This window comes from Sulfuriferula thiophila, assembly GCF_003864975.1.
Classification (GTDB): domain Bacteria; phylum Pseudomonadota; class Gammaproteobacteria; order Burkholderiales; family Sulfuriferulaceae; genus Sulfuriferula; species Sulfuriferula thiophila.
This window is the reverse complement of the sequence record NZ_BHGL01000046.1, coordinates 77,636-93,710: the sequence shown is the minus strand read 5'-3', so window position 1 is coordinate 93,710 and position 16,075 is coordinate 77,636. Positions and strand designations below refer to the sequence as shown.

General features: G+C 45.8%; 12 protein-coding genes. 9 read left to right on the top strand and 3 right to left on the bottom strand.

What is annotated here, in order from left to right; genetic code table 11:
- Position 1: 1 nt before the first annotated feature.
- The 3 genes from EJE49_RS12170 to EJE49_RS12160 form a co-directional block, all read right to left on the bottom strand.
- Positions 2-1,429 (bottom strand): PAS domain-containing sensor histidine kinase, encoded by a 1,428-nt coding sequence (locus EJE49_RS12170; protein ID WP_124951883.1) that lies wholly within the window; start codon positions 1,427-1,429, stop codon positions 2-4.
- A 463-nt stretch (positions 1,430-1,892) separates the two neighbouring features.
- The gene (locus EJE49_RS12165) at positions 1,893-2,603 is read right to left on the bottom strand and encodes a class I SAM-dependent methyltransferase (protein WP_124951881.1); all 711 of its coding nucleotides are present in this window, start codon (positions 2,601-2,603) and stop codon (positions 1,893-1,895) included.
- Positions 2,604-2,627: 24 nt separating this feature from the next.
- On the bottom strand, positions 2,628-5,309 hold the full coding sequence (locus tag EJE49_RS12160) for a bifunctional acetate--CoA ligase family protein/GNAT family N-acetyltransferase (RefSeq protein WP_124951209.1): 2,682 nt from the start codon (positions 5,307-5,309) through the stop codon (positions 2,628-2,630).
- A gap of 301 nt (positions 5,310-5,610) precedes the next feature.
- On the opposite strand from EJE49_RS12160, the gene EJE49_RS12155 reads away from it, so the two are divergent.
- From EJE49_RS12155 to EJE49_RS12115, 9 genes are all read left to right on the top strand, one after another.
- On the top strand, positions 5,611-6,534 hold the full coding sequence (locus tag EJE49_RS12155; protein WP_124951207.1) for a histone deacetylase family protein: 924 nt from the start codon (positions 5,611-5,613) through the stop codon (positions 6,532-6,534).
- Positions 6,535-6,974: 440 nt separating this feature from the next.
- Entirely contained in the window at positions 6,975-7,700 is a 726-nt protein-coding gene (locus tag EJE49_RS12150) for a flagellin N-terminal helical domain-containing protein (RefSeq protein WP_124951205.1), read from the top strand.
- 62 nt (positions 7,701-7,762) lie between these two features.
- Positions 7,763-8,104, top strand: coding sequence for a flagellar protein FlaG (locus tag EJE49_RS12145; protein ID WP_124951203.1), 342 nt, complete (start codon positions 7,763-7,765; stop codon positions 8,102-8,104).
- A 17-nt stretch (positions 8,105-8,121) separates the two neighbouring features.
- Positions 8,122-9,537 carry a flagellar filament capping protein FliD gene (gene fliD / locus EJE49_RS12140; RefSeq protein ID WP_124951201.1) on the top strand — a complete coding sequence of 472 codons (1,416 nt, stop codon included), beginning with the start codon at positions 8,122-8,124 and terminating at the stop codon, positions 9,535-9,537.
- Between the two features lie 229 nt (positions 9,538-9,766).
- A complete protein-coding gene (locus tag EJE49_RS12135; protein ID WP_124951199.1) occupies positions 9,767-12,298 on the top strand; it encodes a tetratricopeptide repeat protein in 2,532 nt (843 codons plus the stop codon).
- Positions 12,299-12,314: 16 nt separating this feature from the next.
- Positions 12,315-13,433 carry a dTDP-4-amino-4,6-dideoxy-D-glucose aminotransferase VioA gene (gene vioA, locus EJE49_RS12130; protein ID WP_124951197.1) on the top strand — a complete coding sequence of 373 codons (1,119 nt, stop codon included), beginning with the start codon at positions 12,315-12,317 and terminating at the stop codon, positions 13,431-13,433.
- Between the two features lie 9 nt (positions 13,434-13,442).
- The gene (locus EJE49_RS12125; RefSeq protein ID WP_124951195.1) at positions 13,443-14,144 is read left to right on the top strand and encodes a WbqC family protein; all 702 of its coding nucleotides are present in this window, start codon (positions 13,443-13,445) and stop codon (positions 14,142-14,144) included.
- Between the two features lie 77 nt (positions 14,145-14,221).
- A complete protein-coding gene (locus tag EJE49_RS12120; RefSeq protein WP_124951193.1) occupies positions 14,222-15,334 on the top strand; it encodes a class I SAM-dependent methyltransferase in 1,113 nt (370 codons plus the stop codon).
- 36 nt (positions 15,335-15,370) lie between these two features.
- Positions 15,371-16,030: an acetyltransferase gene (locus EJE49_RS12115; RefSeq protein WP_124951191.1), complete on the top strand. Its 660-nt coding sequence runs from the start codon at positions 15,371-15,373 to the stop codon at positions 16,028-16,030.
- The last annotated feature ends 45 nt before the right edge of the window (positions 16,031-16,075 follow it).

Genomic DNA, 16,075 nt, shown 5'->3' with positions numbered 1-16,075 from the left:
TTTAATTTAGCGGGATTTGAATTGAGATTAAACTGCCGGCGCTTGGGCTTGCAGTTATCGATAATTTGCCACCTAATGAGCCTACGCGCTCCATCATGCCGCGTATGCCAAATGACTGAGGTTTTAGTCTATCAGATTGTTCCATACCTCGGCCATTATCTGCAATATCTAATGTAATACTGTTTTTAATTCGTTTCAAATTAACGTTTACCTGAGTAGCATGCGCGTGTTTGCTAATATTGGTTAGCGCTTCCTGGAAAACGCGGAAGAGGGCAGTGGCTTGATCCGCATTGAGCTCTATGTCTTCATCGGTGCTGGAGAAATTACATGGAATACCCATTTGCCGCTTAAACTCCTGAGACTGCCATTCAATGGCAGCAACGATACCAAAGTCGAGTATGCTTGGCCGTAAATCACCTGCAATACGGTGTACCGATTCTATGGTGCGATCAGCTAATGTATCAATATAGTTCACTTTTTCGATCATTACCGTATCTTCTTCAGCAACTCTGCGTTTCACCAGAGTGAGAGCCATTTTGATGGCGGTCAGGTTCCCACCCAGATCATCATGCACCTCACGCGCGATGCGCATGCGCTCCTGCTCTTTAACCTGTTGAATATGGGCAGATAATTCAGCCAGGCGTTCACTGGAACGCTTGGCCTCGATTTCCTCAAGCTTGGTTTGCGTGATATTAGTAATGACACCATCCCATACGACTGTGCCATCAGGCATTGCACTTGGGGTAGCACGTATATCGATCCACTTGATATCTTGCCAGGCTTCAATCCAGATTCTGCCTTTCCAGTTCCAGGTGAGTAGTTGCTGTGCGGAGAATTGCATGGATTCAAGATAACTAACTCTGTCTTCGTTCATGATTAAGTCCAAAAACAGGTCAGGGTTGTTCTTTAGTTCGTTTGCTGTGATGCCAAGCAAGTCCTCACAACGATCACTGACATAAGTAAATTCGATATTGTCGTTAGAGCGGCGTAAGAATTGGTACACGAGACCCGGGATGTTGGAAACGATAGCCTGGTAACGCAACTCGCTGAGCTGCAAAGCAACCGCGGCAGCCTGATGCTGGCTAATATCATTACCAATGGCGATAAAGACTGGCGTAGTGTGTTCTGGTGACCGGAACAGCCTGAATTCAATAGGGTATGTTGAACCGTCACGTCGACGATGCACAGTTTGAAAAGTTACTCGATCAGTAATGCCTTCGCGTAGCGGATGAAGAATCTTCTTTAATGATGCCTCAGTTAATTCCGGAGCAATATCTAATGGCGACATTACTTCCAATTGAGTCATCGTATACTGCAGATTTTCTTGTGCAGATTCATTAACATGAATGAAACGCCGAGTTGTGCAATCAACAATATAAATTTCACTGAAAGAGCCATCCAACACAGTCAGCAACCATGCGCCATCCATTACATCATCCTTAATATTGGTCATATTGATCGAGCATATTTAATATTATCCGTATATTTTACGCCTGCTGTAGTCGAGGTTGTTGCTAATTTTTCGAGGATTTAAAGATTGCTAACATTTTATTTAACATAATATACATTATGGGAAGTCAGGTTGAATTATGTTAATACTGTTTACCCGTCCCAATCCTGCTAAGATCCAAATTCGCTATTCACAGTCAGAAATATACCGGCTTTAGTACAAGACTTAACGCTACTGAACCCTATGCGTTATTTCCTGGTGGTATTGCGCGGCGTATTTCTTGAAGGCACACCATTCCATTTGCTCATCACTCAGTTTTGGCCATTAGCTGTGATAGGGACAGTTACGCTGATTATTGCGGGTTGGCTATCCGACATCGACTATACTGAGCTGTGGCTTGAACTCCTTCAGAGTGGATACATACCACCCGACGCTATGAAACTTAAGACGGTTTACGCAGTAAATCAACTCGTATCGGCATAAAAAAATCTGCACCGGCTGTGGTCATATGGCGCATGAATTTAGTATAGACGGCATCTAATAATTCAGGGGATAAAGAGTGATTAGTGTGAGTTACCTTGATGATTTTGTCTTCGAATTGCGCAAAATCATCAAAATGCATGGTGGTTTTAAAGAATTTTTGGGTAACTAACGTCATCAATTCAGATGAAACCGCACGTTCCACGGCTGCAAATGCGGCCTCCCTAACTTGCTTTTCATCATGAAACAACCGCAGTATCTCGTTGAATTCACCTGCATAAATTGGTTCTGATATATAAGCCAGCCCACCCGGCTTGAGCACGCGATGGATTTCCTTAAGCGCTTGATCCATTTTGTTCATAGGCACGTGATGCAACGATTTGAACATTAATACAATATCCATGCTGTTATCGGCAACCGGAATATCTTCTGCACATCCGGCTTCAAAACAGACGTTAGGCAAATCCGTCACCATCAGGTTATTTGCATGCTGTATGGCATCCACTTCAAGTGCAAGTATGGAGGCCACCCTGCCCGCCTTGGCAATAGCCCGCGTCTTATCTGCCTTGCCACAACCCAGTTCGAGAATTTTTGCCTGATCCATCGGCAGTAACTGTTCGTAAATTTCTTGTTCGTCACAGATCAGATCAATATCAGGAATGGTGATTTGCATTGTATGTTCTTTCATAAATGTGGGTTATAGCGTTTTATATACTCGTTTAATGGAAATGTCTTCATCACTGGTACTGATTGCAAACCCCAGTCGTTCAACCAGTGCAAGCATGGCGTGATTACTTGCCATTACTTCGCCCTCGATGATTTCCAGACCTTTGGAAATCGCAACATCCATTAAACTGACCATTAGTTTGTTGCCTATGCCTTTGTGCTGCCATTCATCTGCTACGACCAGCGCAAATTCGCAGCTATCGCCATCAGGATTGGTAATGTAACGGCATACACCCAACTCAACTTCCTGATTATCATCCTGCTCCAGTACGGCAACAAGTGCCATTTCCCGGTCGTAATCAATTTGGGTGAAACGTACCAGCATATTCTGCGTGAGTTCCTGCAGCGAATCCATGAAACGAAAATACTTGGCTTCTTCTGATAGGCCGCGTACAAAAATCTGTTCCAATTCAGCATCTTCCGGGCGGATTGGGCGTATCACAACATCCGAACCATCGGGCAGTTGCCAATGGCTAATAAGGTGGGTCGGGTAAGGGTGTATGGCCATATGTGCATAACGATGCGTAGACGGCGCGGGAAAACCTACTGAAAAGCGTGCATCGACAGCAATAACACCATGCTCATCAACTATCAGCGGATTGATATCCATTTCCTTGATCGAGGGCAATTCACAGACCATCTCCGAAACACGTAGCAATACATCTTCCAGCGCCGCCATATCAATTGGAGGCATGTGTCGAAAAGCGCCGAGCAGTTTCGCAACCCGGGTGCGGCTAATCATGTCTCGCACCAGAAAACCGTTGAGCGGCGGCAACGCCACAGCCCGATCTCCCAGTACTTCAACCATAACACCTCCGGCACTGAAGGTAATAACCGGGCCAAATACCGGATCGGTAGTGACACCAATCATTAATTCACGGCCATTAGGCTTGACAGCCATAGGCTCGATCACGACCCCGTCGACGCGAGCATTGGGACGGTTAGTTTGTACTGCCTGAATAATCTCATGATAGGCCGCTCTGACCGCCTGGGCATTACCCAGATTCAGGCGTATCCCGCCGGAATCTGATTTATGCGAGATATCCGGTGAGTTGATTTTCATCACCACAGGCAACCCGAGTTCCTCAGCAAGCACCAAAGCCTCATTGGGTGTGCGTGCAATCACGGTTCTGGCAATTGGAATGTGAAATGCAGCCAGCACCGCCTTGGATTCCATTTCATTCAGCACCGTACGACGATCTGCCAGCGCACCTTCAATCAGCAAGCGTGCGCCTTCCACATCGGGAGCCTGATGCTGAGACAGCGGACCAGGGGTCTGCAATAACAGTTTCTGATTATGGTAATAAGCACCGATAAAAGAGAAAATTTCTACTGCCGGTTCCGGCGTGCGGAAACTGGAAATTTTAGCTTGAGTGAATGCTAATCGACTCTCTGCCACCTGCCCTTCCCCCATCCAGCAGGCAACGACAGGCTTGTTGAATTGTTTCGCCACGTCTATCACTGCCTGCGCGGCTTGCAAAGGTTTGGTCATGGCTTGCGGCGTTAATATAGTCAGCACGCCGTCCACGCCCGGATCTTGCAGGCACAGTGTCAGGGCATCACGGTAGCGGTCAGCAGTCGCATCACCAATAATATCAACGGGATTGCCGTGCGACCAGGTTTCCGGAAGCACTGCGTTTAATTTAGCGATAGTTTCCTCAGCCAACGCCGCCATGCTCACACCCAGATCAGCAGCGCGGTCACTGGCCATCACTCCGGGTCCGCCGCCGTTGGTCACAATGGCAAGCCGGTTCCCCGCCGGATGGAAACGTGTTGATAGCGCCTTGGCTGCAGAAAATAACTGCACAATAGTATCGACGCGGACGACACCGGCCCGGCGTAAGGCCGCATCAAATACATCATCAGCGCCCACTAATGCGCCAGTATGGGAAAAAGCCGCTTTGGAGCCGGCTTCGTGACGACCGACTTTCACCAGAATTACCGGTTTAAAACGCGTTGCAGCACGCAATGCACTCATGAAGCTACGTGAATGATGGATGCCTTCGATGTACAGCAGGATACTTTCAGTTTGAGGATCCGATACCAGGTAATCGAGTATCTCGCCAAAGTCCACGTCAGCAGTGGCACCCATGGAAATGATGCTGGAAAAACCGACATCATTCGGCTGTGCCCAGTCCAGAATTGCCGTACACAGCGCGCCGGATTGGGAAATTAGCGCCAGTTTGCCCGCTTTTGCGCCACCATTACTGAATGTAGCGTTCAAACCGACCGATGGACGCATGATGCCAAGGCAATTCGGCCCGATTAAACGCACGCCATAACGCCGGGCATTTTCCAGAACCGCACGCTCAAGTGCGATACCCTGCGGCCCCGCCTCGCTGAATCCTGCAGATAGAATAACCGCAGCGCGTACCCCATGCTTACCGCAAGCTTCGATAATCGCAGGTATGGTTGCCGCTTTGGTCGCTATCACTGCCAAATCAATCCCGTCACCAATTTCTTCTATACTGGCATAGGCACGCTGCCCCTGGATTTCCGCATCTTTGGGATTAATGGGATAGAGTTTGCCCTGGTAACCGCTCTCCAGCATATTCTTGAATACCACGCCCCCAACTGATTCAGGGCGATTACTGGCGCCAATTACAGCAACAGAACGCGGAGAAAACAGCGGGCTGAGATAATGTTTACCCATGAGAGTACCTATGATGGTGCATCAAGACTGTCCATTTGCGCGTTGCGCAACTACCTTTAATCAATATATACGATTTATATGACGCATTCTATTACACCGCTGTATTAGTGATTTATTTATGCTTAAATATCAAGAGACCTTTGCGCGATTACTGCGCTTGTTCATATTTCGTTGGAAATAAGCATCAAAAATGCTCATGTACTACTTGTACACTCCGCTTTTTCGCTGATTTCCGCCTCATCTAAACTGCGCTCGCTACAACATGCAACGGTCTCATTAAAAACCACTAAGGACAATGCTTGTGCAAACTGCATTCATCACCCACTCAGCCTGTCTTAAGCATGACATGGGCAACGATCACCCGGAGTCACCTGCCAGGCTCGCCGCTATTGAAGACCAGCTCATCGCCTCAGGCATTTTCCCGTTTCTTCAGCATCATGACGCCCCTCGGGCAACGGAAGAACAATTAGCCCGCGTACATACGCATGAGTATATTCACAGCATAAAGGTCGCTGCGCCTCAGCAAGGGCTAATTTACCTTGATCCCGACACTGCGATGAATCCTTATACCCTTGAAGCTGCGTTGCACGCGGCTGGCGCAGCTGTACTGGCAACCGACCTGGTGATGGGCGGTCAAGTCGAGAATGCATTTTGCAATGTGCGCCCTCCCGGGCACCATGCAACTCGCAATCAATCCATGGGTTTTTGCATATTTAATAATGTCGCCGTAGGCGTTGCCCACGCCATGGCGCAGTACGGCCTGAAACGCGTCGCTATTGTGGATTTTGATGTACACCATGGTAACGGCACAGAAGATATATTCAAGGATGACCCACGGGTAATGCTGTGCTCCACATTTCAGCATCCGTTTTATCCCTATAGTGGCGCTGATAGTGGTAATGATCACATTATCAATGTGCCGTTAGCTGCGCGCACGGACAGCCAAGGCTTTCGAGATGCCGTTAATTCAGCATGGTTGCCAAAACTGGAGGCTTTTAAACCGGAAATGATTTTTATATCTGCGGGATTCGATGCGCATCGTGAAGATGACATGGCCAATCTCGGCCTGGTCGAAGCTGATTACACCTGGGTGACACAACAGATCAAAGCGCTAGCCACACAATATGCACAACAACGTATCGTTTCCACTCTGGAAGGCGGTTATGCATTACACGCCTTGGGCAGGAGTGCTACGGCCCATATTCGCGTGCTATGCGATTTATAAACACCCAAAACCCAATCTATTACCACTACATTCGCCTGAATCATAAAATTTAACAAATTATTTAGGTGATTTTTTGCCCTCAATAACCAATTATTTGGTGTTAATTGCAAATAAATAAACTATTTTTGCACTGTCTTAGCGGTTATTTTTGGTCACACCCCTCAATTATTTAATCTCCTATTGCATTGATATTTAATGAAATTATTTAAAAAATAAAACTTTTTCTAAAGTTTTATAGATTGCTCTCGTTAAACATCTTGCAGGCAGCGTGGTCAGCAACACTAAACAAGATCGCAAGCTTGAGATTCAGATTAAAGTTTTATTTTGAGCAACCGTTAAAGATTACAACAGCGGAGCAAATGCCACGCTAAGCAAGACAAACCGTAGTTCATGGCCCAGTTGCCATATTTATCTAACACAGTAACTTAAGGAGAATTATCATGGCACAAGTCATCAACACCAACGTAGCAGCCCTCTTCGCAGGTCAAGCTCTTAACAAATCAAACCTTGCATTGCAAACGGCTCAAGAGCGTTTGTCTTCTGGTCTGCGCATCAACAGCGCGAAAGACGATGCAACCGGTTTGGTTACTGCTACAGGTTATGATAGCCAGATTCGCGGTGCAAACCAGGCTGCACGTAATGCTAACGATGGTATCTCCACCGCACAAACCAACGACGGTTACATGGCACAAATCACTGCTAACTTGCAGCGTTTACGTGAACTGGCTGTGCAAAGCGGTGGTACCTTAACCAGTCAAGCTGAAGCTACTGCACTGGTTGCTGAAAACACACGTATTAACGCATTGGCTGGCAACACAGGTTCTGTAGTAGTGAACTCTAACGGTGGCACGGTCAGCGGTGTTGGTACTAAGCCTACTTTGGCAGCAACCGCTACTTCTACAGTTGCTCAGATTGATACCGACATCAGCGCTGTATCAACAGCTCGCGCCAGTTACGGTGCTGACATGGCAACCTTAGCCTCTGCTGTAGCCAACTTGCAAGTGCAGTCGGTTAACCTGTCCGCATCGTACAGTCGGGTTATGGATACTGACTACGCGGCAGAAACTGCAGCCATGGCGAAAAACAACATCCTGCAACAAGCTGGAACAGCAGTGCTTGCACAGGCTAACCAGACACCAAACAGCGTGTTGTCATTACTGCGTTAAGTAGCTAGAATGAAAATCCTAACCGGATTACCGGTTAGGATTTTACAGTGAAGGAGATCGAGATGATCATCCAAAATACGAATTCAGCCATACAACCTATACAGTCCGGCATAGGCATTAGTAGTGCTACGCCCGTCAATATTCCAAGCTCGCCTACGCCCTCTTCTCAACAACCGTCGTCTCATCAGTTAAAAACGGCTGTGGACAGCATCAATCGCGGTATGTCGCTTGCAAATTCAAGTCTGCAATTCAGTGTTGATGCCAGCACCAAGCAAGCTGTGGTCAGAGTGGTTGATACCGATACAGGGCAGTTGATTGTGCAAATCCCTTCCAAGGTTGCATTGGCGATCGCACAATCTATAGATCAACAGCAGCAAGGTCTGCTACTAAGCCAAAAGGTTTAGATTCAGGAGAAAACATCATGGCAACTTCCGCTGTCGCATCGTCGAGCTCAGGCACCCTTGATGTTCAATCCCTGGTTTCACAGTTAATGGCAGTTGAGCGTCAACCAATCGACAAACTCAATACAAAGATTACCAGCTACCAGGCTAAAATTTCATCTCTAGGCACGCTCAGCGGACTGATTTCAAGCTTTCAGGCTGCAGCCAAAGGTATTAATACCAATATTCAGGCTTTTTCTGCCACTCCTTCTGATGCTAGCGTATTTACTGCTGCAGCAAATACGACAGCCGTGCCGGGTACATATACAGTCAGCGTTTCTCAGCTTGCACAGGCGCAAAATCTGGTCGCTGCTGGCCAAACGAGCACTTCTACGGCTATTAGTAATGGTGTAGCAACAACAGTTACATTTGATTTTGGGACGATCAGTGGAGGCACACTCACTGGCGGCGTATACAGTGGTGCGACATTTACTACAAACGGCAGCGGAACTAAAAGCATTACTGTAGACGCGACCAACAATACGCTACAAGGTATTAGAGACGCGATTAATACCGCCAATATTGGGGTCACGGCCACTATCGTCAATGATGGTAGCGGTACACCTTATCGACTATCCTTGGCTTCAAGCAGTTCAGGCGTCAGCAATAGTCTAAAAATCACGACAAGTGGCGGCGATGGCACCATCAATAATTTGCTGGCATATGATCCTGCCGGCACACAAAATTTGAACCAGACTGTCGCAGCTCAGAATGCTAATCTGACCGTCAATGGGATTGCGGTTACCAGTGTCACAAATTCGGTCACAGATGCTATCCAGGGCGTTACACTTTCACTTAAAAACATTACAACAGCACCCACCACGTTAACGGTGGCGCATGACACTGCTGCAATTAATACAGCGGTATCTGGTTTTGTCGATGCTTACAATGCATTGGCTGCCCAGCTTAAGAGTCGCTCAGCATATGGTGATGCCAGCACACCGGCAGGAACTTTAGCGGGTGATGGGGCGATACGCGCTATTCAGGATCAATTACGCGGTATTTTTAATTCACCAACCAGCGGTGGCACGATGACCTGGCTTGCACAAGCGGGTGTCAGTTTTCAAGTGGATGGCACGCTCAAGCTGGACAGCACCCAGCTTAATACCGCGATGACGAATAACTTTAGCGATGTTGCAAATTTGTTTTCATCTTCTACCGGTTTTGCCACTCGATTGGATTCGTGGGCTTCGTCTACGCTGACCCCCGGTGGCTTGATCGACACACGAACCACGAGTCTTAAAACGTCTATTTCCGGATATAACGACCAAATTAATAGTTTGGAAGTCAGAATGACCACACTGCAAAGGTTATATTCAGCCCAATACAGTAGCCTTAACGTATTACTAAGCAGCATGGATAAGACGAGCGCCTACCTGTCCAAGCAACTCGGCTAATTAATTAGCTATTTATGCAATCTATTCAAGACTAAGCAATATGAGTGTTGCTTAGTCTTGATGCATGAGTTGTATGGAACTCTTATATCAATAAGATGGATTTCTGGGATACTTTATAAAATTCAGATTTATCCATGAAACGGATTCGGCTAACTCTGGTCGCTCAAAAATCGAATAGCGAAAAGGTAATTATCGTGTTTTGAGGTTTAAAATAGAATAAACTTGCACGATGACGTTAATTAAAATAAAAAATAAGGTGGGGGCAGGAGAAGCTATGCTTCTGACGATTGATCAAGCCCTTCAGCAAGCTGTCAACCTTCATCAGGCAGGCCAGTTAGTAGAAGCTGAAAATATCTACCAGACTATCTTGCAAAATTACCCCAAGCACGCTGAGAGTAATCACAACTTAGGTATCATAGAATTACACAGACACAACCCATCTGCTAGCTTAGCGTATTTTATGGCGGCACTTGATGCCAACCCTGCTAATGGTCAGTATTGGCTAAGTTACATCGATGCACTTATCCAGTCCGGACAATTGCATGATGCTCGAGATGTACTTGCCCTTGCTCAGAGTCATGGATTAAATGGGGATGGAGTTGAGTTGTTGTCCTCACGTCTTGAGCAGCAAACGCAACTGAATATTGCCAAGGACAATGGGGTTTCGCCTGAAACTTTACCAACCGATAAAAAAAATACACCCAAGCCTGGTAAAACTAATAAAACCTCTAATAAGCCCAATCAGAATGCGGGGAAAGCTCCCAGTGCTCAGGACATGAAATCTATTGCCGTTCTGTTTAATAAAGGTTTATATCCTGAATCAGCAATCCTTGCCCAACAAATGACAGTTCGCTTTCCATATCATGGGTTTGGCTGGAAAATATTGAGTTCGGCATTGTTGCAGATGGGGAAAAATACTGATGCGCTGATTACCATACAAAAAGCGGCTGCACTATTGCCCAACGATATCGAAACGCACAGCGATATGGGTGTCATTCTGTATAACCTGGGGCGTCTCAATGAGGCAGAAACCAGTTATCGACGAGCCCTGCAAATCAAACCGAACTGGGCTGTCGCACATAGCAATTTGGGTATAACGCTACACTGCCTTGGTCGACTCAGTGAGGCTGCTGCTAGCTACCGGAAAGCGTTACAGCTCAAACCGGATTATGCTGAAGTTTATAACAATCTAGGTGTCACGCTTAAAGATATGGGGCAACTACGTGAGGCTGAGTTCAATTACCGCCAGGCATTGAAAATAAATCCTGATTTCGCCGGAGCGCATAATAATCTGGGCATCTGTTTAAAGGATTTAGGGCAACTAGATGACGCTGAAGCCTGCTACCGGCGGGCGATTGAGCTCAACCCGGATTTTGTTGATGCTTATAGCAATCTGGGGGGCACACTTCATGATTCAGGACGATTGGATGAGGCAGAAGCTAATTATCGCCACGCGTTAACGATTAATCCCAATCTTGCCGATGTACGCAGCAACCTGCTGTTCAGCCTCAGCCAAAATGCAACGGTTAATGCGAAACAGCTTTTTGCCGAGCACTGCAAATTTGGCGAAATGTTTGAGCCCCCTTTCCTTGATAATCGTCCTTCGTTCCACAACACAATAAACACTGCTCGCAAATTACGGGTAGGTTTTGTTTCAGGTGATTTCCGCAATCATGCGGTTGCGTATTTTATCGAGCCGGCACTCACATTTCTGGCAACCTATCCTCAATTAGCGCTGTATGCATATACCAATAACGTCATGAGTGATGTCACCACTCAGCGTTTACGGCAATATTTTACCGAGTGGAATCTGGTTTCAGGCATGACGGATGATGCACTGGCAGAAAAGATTCGTGCAGATGCGATAGATATATTAATAGATTTATCAGGCCATACCGCACATAACAGACTACTAACCTTTGTACGTAAACCAGCTCCTGTACAAGTTAGCTGGATGGGTTATCCCTGTACCACTGGCTTAAAGGCAATGGATTACTATTTAACAGATAGATCATTTCTGCCTCCTGGCGAGTTTGACAATCAGTTCACAGAAAAAATCGTACAGATTCCCGCCAGCGTGCCTTTCCTGCCTAGCAAAAATGCACCGCCAATCAATGAACTACCTGCGCTAAGTAATGGTTATATCACTTTTGGCAGTTTTAATCGGCCTAGCAAACTTAGCCGTTCGGTAATCGCACTTTGGGCAAAACTACTGCGTGAATTACCCGATTCCCGTTTAGTGTTAGGGGGTATGGCTCTGGATGGAAAACATAATGCGCTGATAGCGCAATTTGCCAAAGAAGGCATTACACAGAACCGACTGGTTTTTTATGCTCGTAGCGATTTGGATAGCTATTTGGGATTGCATAATCAAGTAGATATATGCCTGGATACTTTCCCTTACAATGGTGGTACTACTACCCTCCATGCTCTATGGATGGGCGTGCCGACACTTACCTTGGCAGGTAGCACACCGGCTGGTCGGTCAGGCGCTTCAATTCTCAGCAATGTTGATCTAAGGGAATTTATCGCAGTCGATGCAGCGGATTTCATACAGAAAGCCATCTATTGGTCAGGGAATTTAACAGTTCTGTCTGACATTCGGGCTGAGTTGAGGGAGCGCTTCACCCGTTCAACTACTGGCCAGCCTGCTATAGTCGCAGCCGGGGTGGAACGCGCTTTAAATATAATGTGGCAACGCTGGAGTGCAGGTTTACCACCGGAAACATTTGAAGTGACATCCGATATGTTAACAACATGAACTAAGGGGCTAGAAATTGACAGATTCTGATGACGCTCAACCTATCTATGTAACGCAGCCTTACCTGCCTCCGCTGGAGGAATTTATTCCCTATCTGGAACAAATTTGGGAAAACAGATGGTTAACCAATGGCGGCCCTTTCCACCAGCAGTTTGAACGGGCGCTATGTGAGTATCTGGGCGTAAAGCATCTTGCTCTGTTTACTAATGGCACCCTTGCCCTTGTTACTGCGCTACAGGCATTACGAATAACCGGAGAAGTAATTACAACGCCGTATTCATTTGTGGCTACTGCGCACTCATTGTTGTGGAATGGCATTAAGCCTGTCTTCGTTGACATTGACCCGAACACACTCAATCTCGATCCGAACAAGATTGAAGCAGCAATTACCCCGCAAACTACCGCCATCATGCCGGTGCACTGCTATGGACACCCATGCGATATAGATCGAATTGAGCGTATCGCTGACAACTATGGATTGAAAGTGATATACGATGCCGCACATGCATTTGGTGTGCAGTGCAATGATGGCAGCGTACTCAATCACGGTGACTTATCCGTACTGAGTTTCCATGCTACCAAAGTGTTCAATACATTTGAGGGTGGTGCAATTGTCTGCCACGACGCTAAAACCAAGCAGCGCATTGATCATCTGAAAAACTTTGGTTTTGTGGACGAAGTGACAGTAGTTGCCCCAGGCATTAACGGAAAAATGAGTGAATTCAATGCTGCATTAGGATTATTACAGCTAAAAAATATTGATGAAGCTTTGTTAAAACGTAAGGCCATTGACGCACGATACAGACAAGCACTGGCTGGGGTAACCGGGATTCATTGCCTGTTAGTGGAAGGTGAGAAAGTCGCTAATTATGCCTATTTTCCGATTCTGGTTCAGTCCGAGTACCCTCTTCGTCGTGATGAGTTATATCAGAAACTGCAAGATAACGGCGTGAAGGCTCGTCGATATTTTTATCCATTGATTAGCGATTTCCCCATGTACCGGAGCTTGCCGTCCGCAGCGGAGTCAAATCTGCCTGTTTCAAGGAGAGTATCGGAACAGGTTATCTGCTTGCCGATTTATCCTGATTTATCCGAACAGCAGGTTGATTACATCCTTTCGCTAATTATTGGCTAGTATTCGCACATGACGACTGTCGCCATCATGCAACCTTATTTTTTGCCTTATATCGGCTATTTCCAACTAATGGCTGCAGCCGATAAATTCGTCGTGTTTGATGATGTAAATTTTATTAACCGCGGCTGGATAAACAGGAACAGGCTATTGTTGAATGGCAGTGCATATACCTTTACTGTACCGTTACGTCATGCCAGCCAGAACAGGTTGATTTGCGATATTGAATTGGATGATGAGCAGAACTGGCGTGCAAAGTTGCTTAACACCATTCGCCAAGCTTATGGTAAAGCACCCTATTATGCTCAAGTGTCGATCTTGCTGGAAAACCTGATTAATTATCCAGCAACAAAACTTGATGCATTTTTGCTTAATAGTCTGTGCGAGATTGCGCGTTACCTCTCTATTGAGGTAGAAATCATTAATTCATCACGCATTTATAACAACGCAACCCTGAAAGGTCAGGAGCGTATTCTGGACATCTGTCGTCAAGAAGCAGCCGATATTTATATCAATCCAATTGGGGGCGTTAATTTATACGATCGTGACAGTTTTTTAAGTAAAGATATCTCACTTAAGTTTGTAAATTCCCATCCGATTGATTATCCACAAGGGAAAAATGAATTTATACCCTGGTTATCAATTATGGATGTGCTCATGTTTAATGACAAAGCTGCTATTGGTAGATTTATTAATAAGATAGATTTGATTTGATAGAATTTACATTACAAATATGTCGTGTAGAAAATGCAATTAATTAAGTGTTAATTTTGTTAGAAAGAGCAGATAAGATGCAACCAAATAATTTTGCGAAACATGCTCAGTCCGAACAATCAATATTGGTGTTTCCCGTGACGCATCCTGATGGCCGGGCATATTTTGAAGATGCGCGTGAGCGCGATGAGCACGTTATTGCAGCATCATCAGTATGGGATGATGAATTTTCCAAAGATACACAACGTTTCGCTCTGCTGCCTTATGTGTATGAGCCAACCTTCCCTGCCCTGTTTCTGGATTTACTTAATAAACATAACATTACCCGCGTGTATGCGCCGGTTGCATCTGTTTATTCATGGCTGGCTCAATTCATTGCAGAACATAAGATTGCAATTCAATTGATAGGTGAGTCACCCATCCAAAGGGAAATGAAACGTTTTGACAAACTTATGGATAAAGTCGCACATTTCAGGGGTTTTATTGATGTTTGCGCCGGAGATACATGCGACTTAAGCGACCTTGAAATTGCAGCGGTGTTTCGCATGGCCAGCAACATATACGGCGAATCAAATGAAGACAAGATTGCGGCGATGATGGCTATATTTGCCACTGTACCTAAAGGCGATGTGGTCGAAATTGGTTCACTGGTGGGGAAATCTGCGGCAGTACTTACGCTATTGGCACGTCGATATGGGGTTGGCAATGTACTCGCAATTGACCCTTGGCAAGCAGAAGCGGCTATGCAGCATGATTCACCTGATATTGTCAGAGTGGGTTTGGCGAACGAATGGAAATATGAAGTACCACCACAGGACTTTGTTATTAACTTGCTGCCCGTTGGCCTGGGAAATTTGAATTATTTACGCCAGGAATCAATAAAGGGATGTGAGTTTTATAAAGATAACCGCACTGTAATAAGCCCGGCCTTTGGTCGAGTGGAATATCAAGGCAAGATAGGGATCATACATATTGACGGCAACCATGACTACGCACAGGTAAAACAAGACTGCGAATTATGGATGCCGCTACTGGTGACAAATGGCTGGCTCATTCTGGATGATTATATTTGGGTTCATGGTGATGGGCCGCGCCGTATTGGGGATGCATTATTGGAGCAGCGGGCACAGGCTATAGAACGTGCGTTTGTCTGTGGGAAAGCGTTATTTATCAAGTTTAATGGGCTTTAATGCTCGCATATATATTTAATAAGGGACGGAGATAAAATGCGCAAAATAGTCATTTTTGGCTTGAAGGATTATGCAGAGCTTGCGCATTATTATCTCCAGCATGATACCGCCGATGAAGTAGTGGCATTTAGTGTTCATCGTCAATATATGCCTGAAAATGCCATGTTTGGCGGTTTGCCTGTTGTCGCCTTCGAGGATGTAGAAAAAATATATCCACCCGGTGACTTTTTCTTTTTTGCACCAATGTCACCGAAAAATATGAATCGTGATCGCGAGACCGTTTATTTAGCGATCAAGAGCAAAGGCTATCAATGCATTAGCTACGTCAGCAGCAAAGCGACAACGTTTGATAATGTAATTGGCGAAAACTGTTTCATTCTTGAAGACAACACCATTCAGCCATTTACGATGATAGGCAATAATGTCGTGTTATGGAGCGGCAATCACATTGGCCATCATGGTGTTATCCGTGATCACGTCACCTTTACCTCGCATGTCGTAATGTCAGGACATTGCGATATTGGTGCCTACAGTTTCTTTGGGGTGAACTCGACCTTGCGGAATGGTTTAAGAATTGCTGAGGGTGGTTTTATAGCCATGGCTGCGGCAATTATGAATGATACCGACGCATGGAGTGTCTACAAAGGCAATCCGGCTGAAAAGCTGAAAATACCAAGCACAAAAGTACGATTCTAAATTGAAGTTGATGAATAAGTTCCTGCATATCTAAGGCAATGATTT

Coding starts and splice junctions, on each gene's coding strand:
- EJE49_RS12115 (WP_124951191.1), top strand. CDS start 15,371: ATGCGCAAAATAGTCATTTTTGGCTTGAAGGATTATGCAGAGCTTGCG.
- EJE49_RS12125 (WP_124951195.1), top strand. CDS start 13,443: ATGACGACTGTCGCCATCATGCAACCTTATTTTTTGCCTTATATCGGC.
- EJE49_RS12150 (WP_124951205.1), top strand. CDS start 6,975: ATGGCACAAGTCATCAACACCAACGTAGCAGCCCTCTTCGCAGGTCAA.
- EJE49_RS12145 (WP_124951203.1), top strand. CDS start 7,763: ATGATCATCCAAAATACGAATTCAGCCATACAACCTATACAGTCCGGC.
- EJE49_RS12165 (WP_124951881.1), bottom strand. CDS start 2,603: ATGCAAATCACCATTCCTGATATTGATCTGATCTGTGACGAACAAGAA.
- EJE49_RS12160 (WP_124951209.1), bottom strand. CDS start 5,309: ATGGGTAAACATTATCTCAGCCCGCTGTTTTCTCCGCGTTCTGTTGCT.
- EJE49_RS12170 (WP_124951883.1), bottom strand. CDS start 1,429: ATGGATGGCGCATGGTTGCTGACTGTGTTGGATGGCTCTTTCAGTGAA.
- EJE49_RS12135 (WP_124951199.1), top strand. CDS start 9,767: ATGACGTTAATTAAAATAAAAAATAAGGTGGGGGCAGGAGAAGCTATG.
- fliD (WP_124951201.1), top strand. CDS start 8,122: ATGGCAACTTCCGCTGTCGCATCGTCGAGCTCAGGCACCCTTGATGTT.
- EJE49_RS12120 (WP_124951193.1), top strand. CDS start 14,222: ATGCAACCAAATAATTTTGCGAAACATGCTCAGTCCGAACAATCAATA.